The sequence below is a fragment of the Serratia sp. Ae19-1 genome (assembly GCF_059801225.1).
In genome coordinates, this window is sequence record NZ_JBCHWD010000001.1 from 728,496 (window position 1) to 747,668 (window position 19,173).

A 19,173-nucleotide genomic window follows, 5' to 3' on the forward strand; every position below is an offset into this window, starting at 1 on the left:
CCTCCGTTACCTTGATGAAGGTCATGAAGGCCCGCGCTCAGTTTGTGCAAAGTAAGGGCCTGTTCTGCTATGACTATGCGCCTGAGCGCGAAAACATGACGAGTTGAGGAAACATGATAGAGCTTCTTATTGGCGCCTTAGTAGCGGCGGGCGTGGGCCGTTACATCATCAAGGGGTATTCCGCCACCGGCGTCTTGATGGTGGGAGGGCTGCTGCTGCTCGGCATCAGCGCCCTGATGGGGAAAACGCTGCTGCCGTCCGGCGCTGCGTCTACCGGCTGGCGCGCGACCGACATGATCGAGTACGTCAAGATCTTGCTGATGAGCCGCGGCGGCGATCTGGGCATGATGATCATGATGCTATGCGGCTTTGCCGCCTACATGACGCATATCGGTGCCAACGACGTGGTCGTCAAGCTGGCCTCGCGCCCTTTGCAGATGATCAACTCGCCTTATCTGCTGATGGTGGCGGCGTACTTTGTCGCTTGCCTGATGTCGCTGGCGGTTTCTTCCGCCACCGGCCTTGGCGTATTGCTGATGGCGACACTGTTCCCGTTGATGGTGAACGTCGGCATCAGCCGTGGCGCGGCGGCAGCCATTTGCGCTTCGCCGGCGGCGATTATTCTGGCGCCAACCTCCGGCGACGTGGTGTTGGCGGCCAAGGCGGCGGAGATGCCGCTGGTGGACTTCGCGTTCAAAACCACGCTGCCGATCTCGATCGCCGCTATCGTCTGCATGGCTGTGGCGCACTTTTTCTGGCAGCGTTATCTCGACAGAAAGGGCAATGAACAGCATCACATCATGGACGTCAGCGAGATCAAAACCCATGCACCGGGGTTCTACGCGCTATTGCCGTTTACGCCTATCCTCGGTGTGTTGATCTTTGACGGCAAGTGGGGTCCGGAGCTGCACATCATAACCGTACTGGTAGGGTGCATACTGTTGGCGGCAGCGATCGAGTTTCTGCGCAGCTTCAGCGCCAAACAGGTATTCAGCGGCCTGGAAGTGGCCTATCGCGGCATGGCGGACGCTTTCGCCAGCGTGGTGATGCTGCTGGTGGCTGCGGGCGTCTTCGCGCAAGGGTTGAGCACCGTTGGCTTTATCAGCGGATTGATCGGGCTGGCGCAGTCGTTCGGCACCGGTGGTTTGATCATGATGCTGGTCTTGGTGGTAATCACCATGCTGGCGGCGATGACCACCGGCTCCGGCAATGCGCCGTTTTACGCGTTTGTCGAACTGATCCCGAAACTAGCGGCGCAGATGGGCGTGAATCCGGCCTATCTGGTGATCCCGATGCTGCAGGCGTCTAACCTCGGCCGCACGCTGTCGCCAGTCTCAGGCGTGGTGGTGGCGGTTTCCGGCATGGCGAAAATCTCGCCGTTTGACGTGGTAAAACGCACATCGGTGCCGGTGATTGTCGGATTGGTGGTGGTGATCGTGGCGACGGAGCTGCTGGTTCCCCAGTAAAGAAAGGCCGGGCAATGCCCGGCCTCAATGTTAAACCTCGTAGTCCTCCGGTGGGGGAGGCGGGGTGATCTTCACTTTCAGGATGCGGTGGCTGTTGACCTCCAAAGGTTCGAACTGGTAGTCACCGATCTTGATTTGCTCGCCTTCTTGCAGCACGCGCTGGCTATGCTCCATCAGCAGCCCCGCCAGCGTGTGGTATTCGCGCTTTTCTTCCAGCGGCATCGGCAGATACAACACCAGATCCTCCAGCGGCATATAGCCGTTGGCAATCCAGCTGCCGTCTTCGTTTTGCTGAATGTCGTGGCGTGCGTCCACCTCTTCGCCGGCCTCCGGCAGGTTGCCGGCAATGGTTTCCATCACGTCCGTCAGGGTGACGATACCTTCGACCGAGCCAAACTCATCGACCACAAAAGCGAAGTGCGTCTGCGCCTGACGGAATTGCTCCAGGGCGCTTAACAGCGTGAGCTGTTCCGGGAAGATCAGCGGTTGGCGTATCAGCGCGCGCAGATCCAGCGGTGCCTGCGCCAACTGCTGTTTGAGGACGTCGATGGTGTGGATCACACCCAGCGGTTCGTCGCTGGCGCTGCTTTCCACCACCACGATACGCGTGTGTTGATTACGTTCCAGCAATTGTGTCAGCTTTTCCTGCGGATCGTTCAGCTCAAGATATTCGACGTCATGACGCGAGGTCATGATGCTGCTGACCGTGCGCTGCGCCATGCCCAGCACGCGTTCGATCATGCGCCGCTCCTGCTGGTTAAAGATCTCGCCGTTTTCGCTGTCGCTGTCCGCCAGCAGGTTGGCCGAATGGCTGTCGACTTCCGCTTCTTCATGTTTACCGCTCAGCATGCGCAACACCGCCTCGGCGGTACGTTCGCGCAGTGGCCGCACCTTCGACAGGAAGCGGCGGCGGTTGAACTGCGCCAGTTGGTTCAAGGCTTCGATCATCACAGAGAAGCCGATCGCCGCGTAGAGGTAGCCTTTCGGAATGTGATAGCCGAAGCCCTCCGCCACCAGGCTGAAGCCGATCATCAGCAGGAAACTAAGGCACAGGATGACGATAGTCGGGTGAGCGTTGACGAAGCGCGTCAACGGCTTGCTGGCCAGCAGCATCAGGCCGATGGCGATACAGACCGCGATCATCATCACCGCCAGGTGGTCGACCATGCCGACTGCGGTGATCACCGAGTCGAGTGAGAAGACGGCGTCCAGCACCACGATCTGCGCCACTACCGGCCAGAAACGCGCGCCTTTGCGTGTGCCGTGCTGCTCTTCATCCTTGCCTTCCAGCCGCTCGTTCAGCTCCATGGTGGCTTTGAACAGCAGGAATATCCCGCCGACCAGCATGATCAGATCGCGGCCGCTGAAGGGGTGCTCCGCAATGATGAACATCGGCTTGGTCAGCGTCGCCAGCCACGAGATGGAGGCGAGCAGCGCCAGACGCATCACCAACGCCAGCAACAGACCGACGACTCGAGCCTTATCTCTTTGTTGTTTTGGTAGTTTATCCGCCAGAATGGCGATGAAGACAAGGTTGTCTATACCCAGAACGATTTCCAGCACGACCAAGGTGGCCAGGCCGGCCCAAATTGTTGGATCAGCGATCCATTCCATACGCCCAATTTCACCTGTAAGTTCTACGGCTTATGCCGCAGGGGAATGATGGGCGCTGAGGCGGCAAAATTCAACTTTAATTCGAAGATGTGAGAGTGAGTTAGGGTGAGTATCGGGTTAAGGTTTAAGGGAAATAGGGGATATCAATAAATTAAATGGCCATGCGGTGAACTGGGAGAAATAGCGTACCTCATTTGGCTGTAAAATAACCCACATTCAATATCTTAATGAATATCATGATGTTATTGATGTTTTCGTCAATTTTCATATTATGAATTGGACTGCCCTAGTAGTCTTATTCTGAAAACGAGACGGCTAGGGTATCTAAGGCTTGTGTCCAAAGATTAATAGTATAAGAATCTTAGCCATATAAACGGCCTAAATTATCTGCTTTTGGTTATAAAAATACCTCTTTACATGGTTTGACGAACCAAACGCTATTGATAGTCATTGTGTGTAAAAAAATTAAATAAATCAGTGCGTTAATTGGTATCTTCTTTTTCAACCACTGCAAGCAGCGCATTGGTAGCTGGAAGCCAAGGGCGGTAGCGTGCCTGCTATTGGCCATAAACAGCGGGCAATGGATTAGCGTATTTTACAGAATAATGTGATTGTGGATAAAAAACATGCAAAAGAGACTTAAGGCTGTAATTCCGGTTGCTGGACTGGGGACGCGGATGTTGCCAGCAACTAAAGCAATTCCTAAAGAAATGTTGCCGGTTGTCGATAAACCCTTAATTCAGTACATCGTAAATGAATGTGTAGCTGCCGGGATTAAGGATATCGTACTGGTTACGCACTCCTCAAAGAATGCGATTGAGAACCACTTTGACACGTCATTCGAACTTGAGGCGGTACTGGAGTCGCGCGTCAAGCGTCAGCTGCTGGAAGAGGTCAAAGGTATTTGCCCTCCAGATGTCACTGTGATGCAAGTGCGACAAGGGCAGGCTAAGGGATTGGGACATGCGGTGTTATGTGCTAAGCCGATGGTAGGTGATGAACCGTTTGTGGTGCTACTACCCGATGTTTTATTGGACGATGCTACGGCGGACCTGCGCAAAGAGAACTTGGCTAAAATGCTGCAGCGCTTCGATGAAACCGGCTATAGCCAAATCATGGTGGAACCTGTCCCTGAGCAAGACGTGTCGAAATATGGCGTCGTGGACTGTGGCGGCGCGTCGCTGGCGGCGGGCGAAAGCACCGCTATGACGGCGGTGGTGGAAAAACCCGCGCGCGAAGAAGCTCCTTCTAACTTGGCCGTGGTCGGTCGCTACGTGCTGGCCGCTGATATCTGGGCGCTGCTGGAAAAAACGCCGCCGGGCGCTGGTGACGAAATTCAATTGACGGACGCCATTGCCATGCTGATGGAGCAACAAACCGTTGAAGCGTTCCATATGAGCGGCAAATCGCATGACTGCGGCGACAAATTAGGCTACATGAAGGCATTCGTCCAATATGGGTTGCGCCATCAGACTGAAGGCGCAGGATTTACCCAATGGCTGAAGCAGGCGTTGAACGATAAATAACTGCGGTGAGCTTGTGCAATCGCAATGTTGAAGAGGATTACCATGACTAAGTTAAAGGCTGTCATTCCTGTTGCCGGTTTGGGCATGCATATGCTGCCGGCGACGAAGGCGATTCCCAAAGAGATGTTGCCGATTGTCGATAAGCCGCTGATTCAATATATCGTTAATGAATGCGTAGCTGCCGGGATCAAAGACATCATTCTGGTGACGCACTCTTCCAAGAATGCGATCGAAAACCACTTTGACACGTCGTTCGAACTGGAAGCCATGTTGGAAGCGCGCGTGAAACGCCAATTGCTTGATGAAGTGAAATCCATCACGCCGAAAGGGGTGACCTTGATGCACATTCGGCAGGGTCAACCCAAAGGGCTCGGGCATGCGATACTGTGCGCCAAGCCCCTGATCGGCAAAGCACCTTTCGTTGTTCTGCTGCCCGACATTTTGTTGGATGACGCCAAGGCCGATCTCAAGAAAGACAACCTGGCGCACATGATTTCCCGGTTTGAACAAACCGGGTTGAGCCAGGTCTTGGTGCAGCCCGCAGATGAACATGTGCTCTATGATTATTCGGTCGTCGAGTGCGAGACTGATGTCTTGCGTCCGGGCGCAAGCGCCAGAATGACATCGATCATCGAGAAGCCGAGCCGCGAACTTCAGCTTAAATCCAATTATTCCGCCGTAGGGCGCTATGTGTTGTCGGCAGATATTTGGCCTATCTTGGAGAAAACCGAACCTGGCGCCTGGGACAGAATTCAGTTGACCGACGCCATCGCCGAATTGTTGAAACACAACACCGTTGAGGCGACGGAGTTGGTGGGTGAATCGTTCAACTGCGGTGAAAAAATGGGTTACCTGCATGCTTTCGTGACCTACGGATTGCGTCATCCGACGCAGGGTGAGGCGTTTAGCGTTTGGGCCAGGCAGCTGTCGTTGTAAGGTCGCTCGATTTGACCACATTGTACACTCTGCGTTTCGCTATGGAGGGGAACGCTCAGTGTTCCTTACTACGTTGGACTCAGCTTTGGAAATACTCCATAATCATACGGCCCTGATTCTCAACGCTGGCTCAATACGAGCATGGTTTTCTGTCAAAATATCTGAGATATGACAGTGCTTATGAAGCGCATACGACGATGTAGCCTAGGTTGACCAGCTAACGTAGCTTGTAGATATATTTACTTTGAAAGTGATGATAACTCGATGGCAAAAAAACAATGGAAACTGATACCACTTTTGGTATCTATCGGTGTGGTTAGCGGCTGTACTATCGTACCGGGCTCTCATCTTTCAACCAGTGGCAAAGAGGTCGTCAAACAACAAGATAATGATTTTGACATCGATAAGCTGGTTAATGTCTATCCGCTTACGCCAAGTTTGGTCGAGAAGATGCGACCTAAACCAGTTGTTGCACAACCCAATTCTTCTTTAGAACGTGAACTACAGAACTATGAATACCGTATCGGTATCGGTGATGTCTTGATGGTAACCGTTTGGGATCATCCTGAACTGACTACTCCGGCTGGCCAATATCGGAGCGCTAGCGATACAGGGAACTGGGTCAATTCTGACGGTACTATTTTCTATCCTTACATTGGCAAGGTAAAAGTCGCTGGCAGGACCATGAGTCAGGTTCGCAATGATATTGCCGGGAGGCTTGCGCAATATATCGAAAGCCCACAAGTGGACGTCAGCATTGCAGCCTTCCGTTCACAAAAGGTTTATGTTACAGGTGAGGTAGCAACATCAGGAAAGCAGGCCATCACGAACGTACCTTTGACAGTTATGGATGCTATTAACGCCGCTGGTGGTTTAGCAGAGAACGCTGATTGGCGCAATGTAGTGTTGACTCATAATGGGCAGGAACAGCGCATTTCCTTGCAGGCACTGATGCAGCGTGGCGATTTGACGCAAAACCGTTTACTTTATCCTGGTGATATCCTCTACGTGCCACGTAACGATGACTTGAAAGTTTTCGTTATGGGGGAAGTGAAAAAGCAAACCACATTGAAAATGGACCGCAGCGGAATGACGTTGACGGAGGCACTTGGTAACGCTGAAGGAATGGATCAGGCTGTATCCGATGCAACAGGTGTATTTGTTATCAGGCCTTTACGCGGAACGGAAGGTCAGAAACTGGCGAGTATCTATCAGTTGAATGCATCGGATGCGACGGCAATGGTCATGGGAACAGAGTTCCACTTGCAACCTTACGATATTGTTTATGTAACCACGGCTCCCTTGGCCCGTTGGAACCGCGTAATTAACCAACTGTTACCAACTATTGTTGGATTTAACAACCTCAGTGAAGGCTCACTGCGTATCCGTAATTGGCCATAGTTTATGTGAGTTCTGTCTCTCGCGTGTAAATAAGTGGTGGCCATCTTAATATTAGAAAGATGGTCACTACGTACATTAATAGGCCAAAAGTATCTGATTACTGAGCTATCCTAAAATAAGCTATGTGAAGTCAAGATAAAATAATTACACCCATTCATGATATTAACTCTCCGCGATGAGTCACATTTAGTACTCTAGAACCATAGCGCGCTTAACATGTTAGAAGTACCCAGCCAATGACCGGAAACACTATGTCTGAAAAAAAACACGTAACTGAACCGTGCGATAGTGGCCAAAGTAACAGCAATTTGCATCATTTAGTTGGTGTGCTGCTTGAACATCATAAGTTTATTATCGGACTGGTATTCTTATTTGCGGGTATGAGTATTGGTTACACATGGCTAGCAACGCCCATGTACCGTGCGGATGTGTTAATACAGGTTGAAAAAAACGCCGCTGACAGTTTAGTATCGAACGTTTCTGAAGCTTTCACGCAAGATCAGGAAGTAAAGGATGCTGCTGAAATGGCTTTACTATTTTCTCGACGTGTCATTGGTGAGGCTGTATCGACGCTAAAACTTGATATTGATGCTAAAGAAAAGGTTTTACCTGTAATTGGCACGCTGATCTCGAAAGTTACCGGGGACAAAAAATATATTATTGTACACGTTTTGGAAGTTCCGGAGAACCTTCAGGATAAAACTCTTCGATTAGACGTTATCTCTCAAAAAAAATATAAAATTATGACTGAGCAGGGTGATGTCATAACAGGAGAGTTTAATAATCCTATTTTGGAAGGTGGTGTTTCTGTTTTAATAAATAAAGGAAACGCTACCGTCGGGGACACTTTTGAGTTAGTAAAAAAATCTAAAATAACAGCAATTAACTCTGTTATAGCTAACCTCAGTTTCGTGAGTAACGCACGGGATAATGGTATTTTTAGAGTATTCTATCAAGGAACAGTTCCTGAAAAAGTAGTATCAACGCTGAATGAAATTGCGAAAAATTATCTTAATCAAAATATAAAGGATAAATCAGCACAAGCTGAGAAAGGGCTTAATTTTTTGTCTATGCAATTGCCTATTAAAAAAAATGATCTAGTCCTTGCTGAGGATGCACTAAATAAACATAGAAGAAATAGTAACTCTCTTGATATGACTTTAGAGGCCCAACAATTATTAAAGCGAGGAGTTGCGTTAGACACTCAACTAAATGCGCTTACGATACAAGAGGTTGATGTATCGCAAGCTTACACGAAGGAATATCCATCATACAAAGCTCTTCTCGATAAGAAAAAAGCTATAGAAGAAGAGCGTTCAAAAATTAACTACAGTATTGCCAACTTACCAGAGACCCAACAGCAACTAATTCGACTGAGTCGCGACGTTCTGGTAGGGCAGGCTGTCTACGTGTTACTTTTGCAAAAAGAACAAGAGTTACGAGTTACTAAGGCGAGTATTATCGGTGATGTAAGAATCATTGACTACGCAGAGTTGAGGAATGGAGTTGCAAGTCTGAATAGCAAGGTGATTATTTTTGTCTCTATTTATCTTGGTTTCATATTTGCGTTTATATTGGTATTGTTGAAAACAATCCTTTATAAACGAGTTGAAAAAATCGAAGAATTGGGGCAGCTGGGAGTGAGTGTGCTAGCTACGATACCGTTTACATCGATACAAGGTGAAATCATCAAGAAAGAGAGAAAAGGCAATAATAAAATATTTCTCCAGCACACAATACTGGCTGACTTTGACCCTAGCGATTTAGCGATCGAAGCACTTCGTGGATTACGCACTTCACTACATTTTGCAATGATTGAGTCTAATAATAACGTACTAATGATCTCTGGTGTAAGTCCAGGGTGTGGTAAAACGTTTATTAGTGCCAATTTATCAAGTTTAATCACGAAGTCTGGGAAGCGAGTGCTTTTGCTTGATGCTGATTTGAGAAAGGGATATGTTCATGAGCTATTTTCTTTGAAAAACGAGTTGGGATTATCCTCCTACCTTACGTCATCTGAGGTTGATGTTAGTAAATACATCCAGCATGACGAGCGCACAGGATTGGATATAATTCCTAGAGGTAAGATAGCTCCAAATCCTTCAGAGTTGTTGATGACGGCTCGCTTCGAGCTTTTAGTTTCAACATTAGGTAATATGTATGATTTTGTTATCATTGATACACCTCCTATTATGGCCGTTACCGATCCGTCTATTATTGGGCGGCACGCTGGAACGACAATGTTGGTAGTTGGATTCGCGAAAAATACTGTGAAAGAAGTTGAAATGTCAATATCTCGTTTTGAAAAATCGGGAGTTAGTATCAGCGGGTTAATTGTAAATGGGTATGTTAAAAAAGCAACAGAGAGTTACTCTGAAGGCTCATATTACAATTACGGATATAAATACCAATAAGTAAAGAAGTAAAAGAGCCATTTAAAATAAAGGTGAAAATATGGAGTTAACGGAAATGGTGAACAAAAGGAATATGGTCCTTTGCTTATTGGTGCTGGTTGCTATGAGCAGTTTCTTTGTCGCCCCCTACCTCACTATGGTTGGCTTTTGCGGGATAATGGCTTTTTATATCATTGCTAGTGACAGAGAAAAAAACTATTTGGCATACTTTTTTTTCTTTATTGCAATGACATTGATAACTTGCACTGTTATATCCACAAAGACACTTGATCCAATTATGAATGACAAGGTCAATTACCGTGTATCGATGCTAGAAGGTAATGGGCTAAATATCGTTCAGTGGGTTGCCAGTTTCAGGGACTCGGATTTCATTTCTTATTTATTCATGTACATTTCCGCATACTTATTCGGAGTGAACAACGAGGCATTTGCCTTCTTTTATTTCGTCAGTTTTGCGTTACTTGTTGTGGGCCTCTATAGAATTACCGGAAACAGCTTCGCGATTATTTTGTTTATGTTCTGTTGTCAGTATACTTTCCAAGGGTTGTACGGGAATATTCTTAGGCAGTCTTTAGCCTTATCCTTTTTAATTTGTGCACTCTCTTGTAAAACCATACGAAACGGTATGGCATTAATAATTTTGGCAGCACTGAGCCACTTCTCGTTTATAATGTATGCCCCTTATATATTTTTAAGACGTTTCTTCCACAAAGTTTCAACACCTCTTGCACTCGTTGCATTTGGGGCCACTTATATTGTTGGGAAATACTTTTTTTCAGTGTTGGTGGCTTTTTTCCCGACAGGGAGCCTATTATCAGAAAAAGCGGCGGTATATGACAATGATGCAACGTTTGAAGGTAGTGATTTTGGCCGAAAATTGGGAGCGATAGTTTTCTTCATCATGATTATTGAAGGGGGGAATCTTTTCCAAAAATATTTTCTAGAGTTAGACGAGTCTAGAAAGAGAACATTAGAAGATATACGCGGCTTCTTTATGTATGGCGCATTGATGTTTTTTCTATGCACGTCGTTCGAAGAGATTTCGACACGATATGCGTTTAATTTAATGATCTTTGCGTTTGCTTATGCCATTTTATTAATAGGCGGAATAAAAGATTACACGCTAAAATGCATGATTTATCTTTCTTTGGTAGCTCTGTTATTATTAATGTATGTATACATCAATGTCGTTAGTAACCAGTTTTTCTACTATGGAGACCTTGTCTCTATTCTTAGTGATGATTTGCCAACTATTCTAAATAAAATAGGCATATTTTAAACTGGCTGACATATTAGGATAATACATGGGATCTATACTTTTTAGCATAATTATACCTGCATATAATGTTTCTGAGTACTTATCAAACTGTCTTGCCTCTATAGCCAAACAACAGGGCTGTGTGTCATTCGAATGCATTATCATTAATGACGGTTCGACAGATAATACCGGGGATATTGCAGAGTCGTTTATAATCAATGAGAAGGTAAGTAACTTTCATTATTATGAGAAGAAGAATGGTGGTGTGTCAGAGGCTAGGAATTTCGGATTGCAAAAGGCCTCTGGGGAATACATTATTTTCATAGATGCAGATGATATCATATCGCCAAATTTACTATGTTTTTTGAATAAAGCTATCGAAGAGAATAACGCGGATTTAGTATACTATAACTTCGAAGTATTACGTGGAGAGTCGACAGAAGAAAGCAACGTTTTAAGAAATGATTTGAAATTCATATGCAGTGAAATGTCTAAGCAAGAGCTAGCATCTAAGCCCAATTACCCCTGGGCTAGAGCCGCGAAGAGAGACCTCTATGAAAACGTTGTTTATCCACTTGGGCTTATCTATGAAGATATTGTTAGTACAACTATTCTGAATGCACTGTGCCAAAAACCTTATCACATAGAGAACTCGCTCTATGGCTATAGAAAACGATCAAATTCTTTGATGTCAGAGTCGGCACTTAAGCAACTGGTAATGTTTGAAACAATAAAATATCTGAAGATTGAATGCAGAAAAAACAATATAGCAGAAATTTATTATAATTCTGCTGTTGTCAACCTTTCACGTTCTGCATTTATGAGCGTTTATCGTATCAAAGATAGAGATAAATTTATTGAAGGAAGGAAAATGATGTGGAAAAGCTATAATGAACTTCCTTTGATTGAGGGCTTGCGCAGCTATGCTACTCGTTTAGAAAAGCTGATCTTTATTATTATAAAGGCAAAAAAATTAGCAATACCATTGTCATGGGGACTTGGTAAGCTAGTTAATAGAATGGATGCTAAACGCAACTCTCGTTTTAGTGATTAAGAATTTAAAAGGTGTAAAATGGTCATATATATAGTCACCCATAAGGATTATCAGTTCCCGGCAGATAATGTTTACAAACCGATTAAAGTCGGTTCGGGAAATGTAAATTCTGATATTTTAACTGATGCAAACGGTGAAAACATCAGCTCTTTGAATCCCTATTTCTGCGAACTTACAGCCCTTTATTGGATATGGAAAAATGCGAGAGAAGATATTGTTGGCTTGGTCCACTACCGTCGATATTTTTCATCTGGAAGCAATTCTGTTCAAATAAATGGTCGCGGAATATTAAGCCGCGAAGAGATCGACTTCGAACTAAGTGGATTCGATCTGATTGTGTCAAAGCCAAGAAACTATTACATTGTAAAAATAAAGGATCACTACATTAAAGCTCATGGGGAAAATGATTTTGAACTATTAAGAGCTGAGGTTGAAAAGAATGAGCCTGCGTATATTGAGAGTTTTGATGCGGTAATGAATAGTAAAAAAATAAGCCTTTACAATATGTTCATTGCAAGGAAAGAGGTTATCGATGAATACTGCGAATGGTTATTCGGGATTCTATTCTCCTTAAAAGATAAGATTCCGTACGAAACTTATGATGCCTACCAAAGACGTGTTTTTGGTTTCATGTCAGAGAGGCTCTTTAATGTTTGGATCAGGGCAAATGCTGAAAAATTAAAAGTAAAAGAAATGGCCGTTGCCAATATTGAAGGTGAGAATGTTTTAAAAAAAGGCTTTGGGCTTATTAAGAGACAATATCTATGAAGTGAGTGGTTAAATTGAATTTTCCACCAAGGAAATAGAATGCATACATAGTTGTTTACTTTTATTTAGTGGTGAACGTACTTACTGCGCTGTTCCAATTAAATCGGTAGCCAAGCATATACAAGGTTTTTGGTGCTAACCAGAAATGCTAATTTGATGAGTTGGAACATAATGGATGCGTGAAGGGGCTCGAAGATAATGGAAAAGAAAATATTAATATTGACTTCATTCGTTTCAGGTATGGGAGGAATGGAAAAGGTTATTGAACGAACTAATACGATTTTATCTAAAAATAAAAAATACACAACACGTATTATTTCTCTCAGTGGCGGTCAGAGTAATTTAATAAATGGAAAAACAAAATTCTTCTATACGGGGAAAGAATCATGGATAAATAATATAAACGGTTCTCGCTTCCCGTTTCGAAGTGGAATAAAGCATCTTGACTTTATTCTGCACGCTATGTATGTATTTTTGGTCCTCATTCGATATAGACCCAATTATGTTGTCTGCACTGGATTTGGTCAGATTGTCTATGCGAATAAGATTCGTAATCTCTTTGGTCTTAAATATAAAGTGCTTTCCTGGCCTCATTTCTCCATAGCATCAGGATTCGGGAATATAAGATATTCAACACAAGCCGATTACTGTTTGGGAATAAGTAAAGAGATAAATGATGAATTTATAAAGGCCTGCGTGGAGCCTGAGAAAGTTATTTATTTCCCGAATCCATTCTCTCGAATGGATATAATAAAAAGAAAAAATGACATTACAACCTTTGTCTTCATTGGCAGGTTACTAATTGATGGTCAGAAGAGGATTAGAGATATAATCGATGCAGCGGAAAAAGTAAATGGAGATTTTCGCGTAAAATTTATTGGTGATGGCGAAGATGCTGATCTAATCGAAAAGTATATAGAGAACAGTCCAGCTAATAAAAAATTAGAGTTGTTACGTGGGTGGGTTAATGATCCTTGGAGACTAGCTGGTAATCCGAATGCCTTGTTATTAGCATCTGCTTTCGAAGGATTGCCCACAGTAATTGGTGAGGCGATGTCTAGAGGCATTGTCTGCATTAGTTCTGATTGTAAAACAGGCCCGAGAGATTTTATAGAAGATGGAAGAAACGGCTATCTGTTCCCTGTAGGTGATGTAGATAGTTTGGCAAATCTTATGCAGCGTGTTGTTAATGGCGATATAAATCCATCACCGGAAATAATCGCGGAGAGCATCGATTTCTTCTATGAGGATAGATATGAAGAGCGTTTGCTCAAGGTGTTCAATTAAGAAGTGTTATCTAGTATAGGCTAATGATGAAGAAAATTGCATACATAACATTATTGGACACGAGTGCCAAGAGCAATGGTGTAAACAAAAAAATTTTTGCGCAATGTAAAGCATTTATTCACTTAGGGTACGATGTGGATATTTTCTCCATGACTAATTATGGATTGATGAAAACCAACCTCATCACAGGTGAATGTCATGAGGAAAAGTTGAGCAAGCGAAGGAATATTTTTTTTTACAACGAGGTTATTCACTATCTAAGTGGACGTGACGATGATTACCATATGGTATATCTTCGACAGCCATTTCCTACAATAAGAAGTATTGGGTTTAGTAATTTCATAAAAAAAATAAAGCTAAAGGCTAAAAAAATTGTCTTAGAAATGCCGACGTACCCATTTCTTAACGAATCAAAAAGCCTCAAAGAAAAGTTGTACAATTTTTTATTTAAATGGCAATTCTATACTTCGAAAAAAAACATTGATTTAATTGTGTATATGGGCGCTTTTGCTAAAGAAATCTGGGGTGTAAAGGCTTTGAGGGTTTTCAATTCAGTGGATATCTCTCAAAATCCGATGATCAAAAATTGTTTTCCCAAGACGGTTCATGATGAGCCTATCAGACTTATTGGTGTTGCACAGTTGGCCTTTTGGCATGGTTATGATCGAATAATTACAGGGTTGGCGGAATATTACAAAAATGGCTCCAATAGCAAGGCTGTATACTTTGATATTGTCGGGAGTTCCGACTTCGGGGGGGCAGAAACAGAACTCAAAGCTTTGGTTGATAAACTTAATTTAAGAAAGTATGTTATTTTTCATGGGCCACAACATGGTGATGCATTAACTAAAATTTTCGAATCCTCAAACATCGCCGTTGATTCATTAGGTCGTCATCGAAGTAATAATGAATATAATTGCTCTTTGAAGTCAAAAGAATACTGTGCGCGAGGCCTGCCGTTTGTTAAAAGTCATAAAGATGACGCCTTTGAAGGAACCAACTATTTTTACCAGGCTCCGCCGGATGAATCAGCTATCGATATCAGCGCATTATTAAATTGGTATAAACGAGTGGATTTTGACCCCAATGAAATGCGTTGTTTTGTCGAGAATGAGCTAGTCTGGGAAGTACAAATGGAAAAGGTTATATCAGCGCTATCGTAACATACTAGGTTTTTTATTCAATACGTTGTATTTATAATGAAGGTGATTTATGACAGTGAAAAATGTGCTACTTGTTGGTGCTGGCCTATCCGGTGTGGTTATTGGGCGCCAATTGGCTGAGAAGGGATTAAGAGTCACTATTATAGATCAGCGCCCTCATATCGGGGGGAACTGTTTTGACGAGCGAGATGCTGAAACAGAGGTAATGGTACACACCTATGGCCCCCATATCTTCCATACCGATAATGAAACCGTATGGAATTATGTCACTAAATACGCAGTAATGATGCCATATGTCAATAGGGTAAAGTCAACGGTTAATGGGCAGGTTTTTTCACTCCCGATAAACTTACACACAATAAATCAGTTCTTCAATAAAACGTGCTCTCCCTCAGAAGCAAAGGAGCTTATTCAGAGTAAAGGTGATAGTTCAATTGTTGAACCGAAAACTTTTGAAGAACAAGCGTTGCGCTTTGTTGGTCAAGAATTATATGAAGCCTTTTTCAAAGGCTATACGATAAAGCAGTGGGGGATGTCTCCATCCGAGTTGCCAGCCTCGATACTGAAACGCTTGCCGATTCGTTTCAATTACGATGACAATTATTTTAATCACAAGTATCAAGGTATGCCAAAAGATGGCTATACGGCGATGATAAAAAAAATTGCGGAGCACGACAATATTACTGTTAAATTGAATACTCCTTTTGATAAAGCCTGCATCGGAGATTATGACCATATATTTTATAGTGGCCCGCTCGATGCCTTTTATGAGTACAGCCTTGGCAGATTGGGTTATAGAACGCTAGACTTTGATAAGTTTAAATTTGATGGAGATTATCAAGGCTGCGCCGTAATGAATTATGGCAGCGTAGATGTACCCTATACCCGTATTACTGAACATAAACATTTCTCCCCATGGGAATCACATCAAGGCTCGGTCTGTTACAAAGAATATAGTCGATATTGTACTGAGGATGATATTCCTTATTATCCGATTAGGCAGGTTGGGGAAATGCAGATGTTGGAAGGATACATTTCTTTGGCTCAGAAAGAAAAGAACATTACTTTTGTTGGGCGATTGGGAACATATCGCTACTTAGACATGGATGTTACTATTCATGAGGCACTTCATACTGCAGATATTTATTTAAATAGTATCGCTAATGATTCGGATATGCCAGTATTTACCGTGAAATGAGTATTCATTCGAATTGTTAAAATAGCAAATTTTTCCTCCTGGTAGCCGCATGGTGATAAAGAACTACTCTTTCTCAGTTGAAAATAAACTCTTGTTGTATTAATTTTAATCACAGATAGCAGGCACGCAGCTTGTGTACTATGAAATGGGCTTGGCCTTGGAGAACGGAAAGAGTAGGTGCAGGTCGTCATGTGTGAGTTTACTGCCGATGATATGTAATCATCTGTTCTTACTAGAGTGTGCTGCCGATAACGAGTTCTGAAAGCTTGTGCATGGGGATGGTGATTTTGATATAGTAAACTCATCAAAGACATGAATGGTTTAAGCCAAAGTGAAACCTCGTACAAGTACTAATACTAAGCCTCAGGGATATGAATATGTTTGATTCTATCTTAGTTGTTTGCGTTGGCAATATATGCCGCTCTCCGACTGGTGAACGACTACTCAAGCAGTTTTTACCTTCTAAAAACATTGATTCCGCTGGTTTGGGGGCCGTAGTTGGGAGCGCTGCTGACTCAACAGCCAGTCTCGTTGCGCAAGCGCATGGTTTATCACTTGACGAACATATTGCCAAACAGTTAACTCGTGATTTGTGTAGGAAGTACTCGCTGATTTTAGTTATGGAAAAGAGCCATATTGAGGCTGTCACTCGGTTAGCACCGGAGGTTAGAGGAAAGACAATGCTATTTGGTCACTGGATGAATCAAAAAGACATCCCCGATCCATATGGCAAAAGCCATGAAGCCTTTGAGTTTGTTTACCGTTTACTTGCTGATTCGGCTCAGAAATGGGTTAAAGCACTGAATCCTTAATAGAGATCATAATGACAGATATAACCACAAAGAAAAGCGCCACCAACGCGAAAGGCAATGATTTTAACATTGCCCAAGTGCTTGGGGCATTGCTCGATCATAGATGGCTTATCATTGGTATTGTTACATTATTTGCAGTTTTCGGCATCATTTATTCGTTATTCACAACGCCCGTTTACCAGGCTGATTCTCTCGTGCAAGTTGAGAAAAAACCTGGTGGGTCTTTGCTGGATAATCTTTCACAAATGATTCCAAACTCTCAGGCCGAATCATCAACAGAAATTGAGTTAATTAAGTCAAGGATGATCATAGGCAAAGCTGTTGATGATCTGGGGCTCGACGTTTCCGTTGAAAGAAAATTCTTTCCTGTTTTTGGAAAAGGTTGGGCGCGGTTAACGGGCAGTAAACCGCAAGAAATTGAAGTGCCACGACTGTTGGTACCTGAGATATTGTTTGGTGAAGAACTAACACTTACCGTCTTAGATGATCAATCATTCTCTCTTAGCGATGATGATGGTGAAATATTAAAAGGAAAGTTTGGTGATCTGGCATTTGGTCAAGGTGTAACGGTCGTCGTTAATAATATCTCGGCAAAAGCAGGAGCTACTTACTATATCACTAAAAAAACGCGTTTAGCTGCGATAAATAGTGTTTTAAAGTCGCTAGTGGTCACTGATCGAGGTAAGAAAACTGGTGTTTTGGAGCTGACTCTAACCGGGGAAAGCAAGGCGCTGGTACAAAAAACACTGAACAGCATTGATGAAAACTACGTTCTGCAGAATGTAGCTCGTAAATCTGAAGAAGCAGAAAAAAGTCTGGAGTTTCTTAAAGAACAGTTACCAGCCGTAAGATCATCACTAGATGATGCCGAAGATAAGCTTAACAGTTATCGGAAGAAGAACGATTCTGTTGATTTATCATTGGAAGCAAAATCGGTGCTAGATAGTATTGTTGCCGTAGAATCGCAACTTAACGAGCTGACATTTAAAGAGGCTGAGATTTCGAAACTGTTTACGAAAGAACACCCTGCATATCGTGCTTTGATGGAGAAGAGGTCTACCTTAGAGAAAGAACGGGCGAAGTTAAACAAGCGTGTTGCTACAATGCCACAGACGCAACAAGAGATTTTGCGATTAACGCGCGATGTTGATGCGGGTAAGGTCATCTATATGCAGTTGCTTAATAAGCAACAAGAATTGAGTATTACTAAAGCCAGTACGGTCGGTAATGTTCGCATAGTTGATGATGCAGTTGCGCAGCCGCGACCTGTTAAACCAAGAAAGACATTAATCGTTTTAATAGCAATTTTCCTCGGTGGTTTGCTGTCCGTCGCTTTCGTTGTTATAAAAATGCGTATGCATAGAGGTATTGAATCACCCGATCAGCTAGAACAGGAAGGATTTAATGTCTATGCCAGTATTCCTCTCTCTGAATGGCAACAAAAGAAAGATCTCCAGGTTCGATTGGCCTCAAGGCGTAAAGTTAATGCTGATTCGGATAGTTTACTGGCTAATGGCAACCCGGCCGATTTAGCTATCGAAGCTATTCGTAGTTTACGCACCAGCCTCCACTTTGCCATGATGGAGGCGAAGAATAACGTACTGATGATCTCCGGGGCAAGCCCGAATATCGGTAAGACATTCGTGAGCATCAACTTGGCCGCAGTTATTGCACAATCAGGGCAAAAAGTACTGGTGATAGATGCGGATATGCGTAAGGGGTATCTTCACTCGTTGCTTGGTATTGATGGTGGTAATGGTTTATCTGATATCTTAGCGCAGCAAGTTTCAATTGAAAATGCAATCAAGAAAACCAATGTTGAGGGTATGGACATTATTGTTCGTGGTCAAGTTCCGCCTAACCCTTCCGAACTATTGATGACGCGTGGTCTTGGCGAGTTGATTGATTGGGCTAGCCAAAACTATGATATGGTATTGGTTGATACGCCTCCAATTCTGGCTGTTACTGATGCTGCTATTATTGGGCACCATGCGGGTACTGCATTGATGATCGCGCGTTTTGGTGTCAATACAGTAAAAGAAGTTGAGGTCAGTATTCGTCGCTTTGAGCAGAATGGTACCAATATCAAAGGCGTTATTCTTAACGCTGTTGAAAAGAAAGCGAGTAGTTATTATGGTGGTTATGGTTACTACCATTATGAATACGAGTCAACGAAGAAGTAAATTTAGATGTGTAATGATAGCAGCCCATTCCGGGCTGCTGTTAATAGTAACGATGTATGCTTTTTCCTAGGATGGTCATCGTGAAAATTATGA

At 43.7% G+C, this 19,173-nt stretch carries 14 protein-coding genes; 13 read left to right on the plus strand and 1 reads right to left on the minus strand.

The genetic code is table 11. From position 1 onward, the window contains the following. Window positions 1–113: 113 nt before the first annotated feature. Window positions 114–1,466, plus strand: a complete 1,353-nt coding sequence (gene dcuC, locus AAIE04_RS03605; RefSeq protein WP_025159973.1) for an anaerobic C4-dicarboxylate transporter DcuC — start codon at window positions 114–116, stop codon at window positions 1,464–1,466. A 30-nt stretch (window positions 1,467–1,496) separates the two neighbouring features. On the opposite strand, the gene AAIE04_RS03610 is transcribed toward dcuC, so the two are convergent. After that, a complete protein-coding gene (locus tag AAIE04_RS03610) occupies window positions 1,497–3,080 on the minus strand; it encodes a TerC family protein (protein ID WP_498576502.1) in 1,584 nt (527 codons plus the stop codon). 626 nt (window positions 3,081–3,706) lie between these two features. On the opposite strand from AAIE04_RS03610, the gene galU reads away from it, so the two are divergent. The 12 genes from galU (at window position 3,707) to wzc (ending at window position 19,080) form a co-directional block, all read left to right on the plus strand. Next, window positions 3,707–4,606 (plus strand): UTP--glucose-1-phosphate uridylyltransferase GalU, encoded by a 900-nt coding sequence (gene galU / locus AAIE04_RS03615; protein WP_498576503.1) that lies wholly within the window; start codon window positions 3,707–3,709, stop codon window positions 4,604–4,606. Between the two features lie 42 nt (window positions 4,607–4,648). After that, window positions 4,649–5,542: a sugar phosphate nucleotidyltransferase gene (locus AAIE04_RS03620; protein ID WP_498576504.1), complete on the plus strand. Its 894-nt coding sequence runs from the start codon at window positions 4,649–4,651 to the stop codon at window positions 5,540–5,542. Window positions 5,543–5,806: 264 nt separating this feature from the next. Further along, window positions 5,807–6,943 carry a polysaccharide export protein gene (locus AAIE04_RS03625; protein ID WP_047728112.1) on the plus strand — a complete coding sequence of 379 codons (1,137 nt, stop codon included), beginning with the start codon at window positions 5,807–5,809 and terminating at the stop codon, window positions 6,941–6,943. Between the two features lie 251 nt (window positions 6,944–7,194). After that, window positions 7,195–9,357 (plus strand): polysaccharide biosynthesis tyrosine autokinase, encoded by a 2,163-nt coding sequence (locus AAIE04_RS03630; protein WP_498576505.1) that lies wholly within the window; start codon window positions 7,195–7,197, stop codon window positions 9,355–9,357. Between the two features lie 40 nt (window positions 9,358–9,397). Continuing rightward, window positions 9,398–10,636: an EpsG family protein gene (locus tag AAIE04_RS03635; protein ID WP_498576506.1), complete on the plus strand. Its 1,239-nt coding sequence runs from the start codon at window positions 9,398–9,400 to the stop codon at window positions 10,634–10,636. A gap of 25 nt (window positions 10,637–10,661) precedes the next feature. After that, the gene (locus tag AAIE04_RS03640; RefSeq protein WP_498576507.1) at window positions 10,662–11,669 is read left to right on the plus strand and encodes a glycosyltransferase family 2 protein; all 1,008 of its coding nucleotides are present in this window, start codon (window positions 10,662–10,664) and stop codon (window positions 11,667–11,669) included. A gap of 18 nt (window positions 11,670–11,687) precedes the next feature. Further along, window positions 11,688–12,437 carry a DUF4422 domain-containing protein gene (locus tag AAIE04_RS03645; protein ID WP_498576508.1) on the plus strand — a complete coding sequence of 250 codons (750 nt, stop codon included), beginning with the start codon at window positions 11,688–11,690 and terminating at the stop codon, window positions 12,435–12,437. Window positions 12,438–12,635: 198 nt separating this feature from the next. Beyond that, on the plus strand, window positions 12,636–13,724 hold the full coding sequence (locus AAIE04_RS03650) for a glycosyltransferase (protein ID WP_498576509.1): 1,089 nt from the start codon (window positions 12,636–12,638) through the stop codon (window positions 13,722–13,724). Window positions 13,725–13,747: 23 nt separating this feature from the next. Next, entirely contained in the window at window positions 13,748–14,887 is a 1,140-nt protein-coding gene (locus AAIE04_RS03655; protein ID WP_498576510.1) for a glycosyltransferase family protein, read from the plus strand. 49 nt (window positions 14,888–14,936) lie between these two features. Further along, a complete protein-coding gene (gene glf / locus AAIE04_RS03660) occupies window positions 14,937–16,085 on the plus strand; it encodes a UDP-galactopyranose mutase (protein WP_498576511.1) in 1,149 nt (382 codons plus the stop codon). A gap of 377 nt (window positions 16,086–16,462) precedes the next feature. Further along, window positions 16,463–16,897, plus strand: a complete 435-nt coding sequence (locus tag AAIE04_RS03665) for an arsenate reductase/protein-tyrosine-phosphatase family protein (RefSeq protein ID WP_498576512.1) — start codon at window positions 16,463–16,465, stop codon at window positions 16,895–16,897. Window positions 16,898–16,908: 11 nt separating this feature from the next. Then, entirely contained in the window at window positions 16,909–19,080 is a 2,172-nt protein-coding gene (gene wzc, locus AAIE04_RS03670) for a tyrosine-protein kinase Wzc (protein ID WP_498576513.1), read from the plus strand. Window positions 19,081–19,173 lie beyond the last annotated feature (93 nt).

What these genes read in the sequence shown, in the direction of transcription:
- wzc (WP_498576513.1), top strand. Translation starts at nt 16,909, where the DNA reads ATGACAGATATAACCACAAAGAAAAGCGCCACCAACGCGAAAGGCAAT.
- AAIE04_RS03620 (WP_498576504.1), top strand. Translation starts at nt 4,649, where the DNA reads ATGACTAAGTTAAAGGCTGTCATTCCTGTTGCCGGTTTGGGCATGCAT.
- AAIE04_RS03610 (WP_498576502.1), bottom strand. Translation starts at nt 3,080, where the DNA reads ATGGAATGGATCGCTGATCCAACAATTTGGGCCGGCCTGGCCACCTTG.
- glf (WP_498576511.1), top strand. Translation starts at nt 14,937, where the DNA reads ATGACAGTGAAAAATGTGCTACTTGTTGGTGCTGGCCTATCCGGTGTG.
- AAIE04_RS03635 (WP_498576506.1), top strand. Translation starts at nt 9,398, where the DNA reads ATGGAGTTAACGGAAATGGTGAACAAAAGGAATATGGTCCTTTGCTTA.
- AAIE04_RS03630 (WP_498576505.1), top strand. Translation starts at nt 7,195, where the DNA reads ATGTCTGAAAAAAAACACGTAACTGAACCGTGCGATAGTGGCCAAAGT.
- AAIE04_RS03625 (WP_047728112.1), top strand. Translation starts at nt 5,807, where the DNA reads ATGGCAAAAAAACAATGGAAACTGATACCACTTTTGGTATCTATCGGT.
- AAIE04_RS03650 (WP_498576509.1), top strand. Translation starts at nt 12,636, where the DNA reads ATGGAAAAGAAAATATTAATATTGACTTCATTCGTTTCAGGTATGGGA.
- AAIE04_RS03665 (WP_498576512.1), top strand. Translation starts at nt 16,463, where the DNA reads ATGTTTGATTCTATCTTAGTTGTTTGCGTTGGCAATATATGCCGCTCT.
- AAIE04_RS03645 (WP_498576508.1), top strand. Translation starts at nt 11,688, where the DNA reads ATGGTCATATATATAGTCACCCATAAGGATTATCAGTTCCCGGCAGAT.
- AAIE04_RS03655 (WP_498576510.1), top strand. Translation starts at nt 13,748, where the DNA reads ATGATGAAGAAAATTGCATACATAACATTATTGGACACGAGTGCCAAG.
- galU (WP_498576503.1), top strand. Translation starts at nt 3,707, where the DNA reads ATGCAAAAGAGACTTAAGGCTGTAATTCCGGTTGCTGGACTGGGGACG.
- AAIE04_RS03640 (WP_498576507.1), top strand. Translation starts at nt 10,662, where the DNA reads ATGGGATCTATACTTTTTAGCATAATTATACCTGCATATAATGTTTCT.
- dcuC (WP_025159973.1), top strand. Translation starts at nt 114, where the DNA reads ATGATAGAGCTTCTTATTGGCGCCTTAGTAGCGGCGGGCGTGGGCCGT.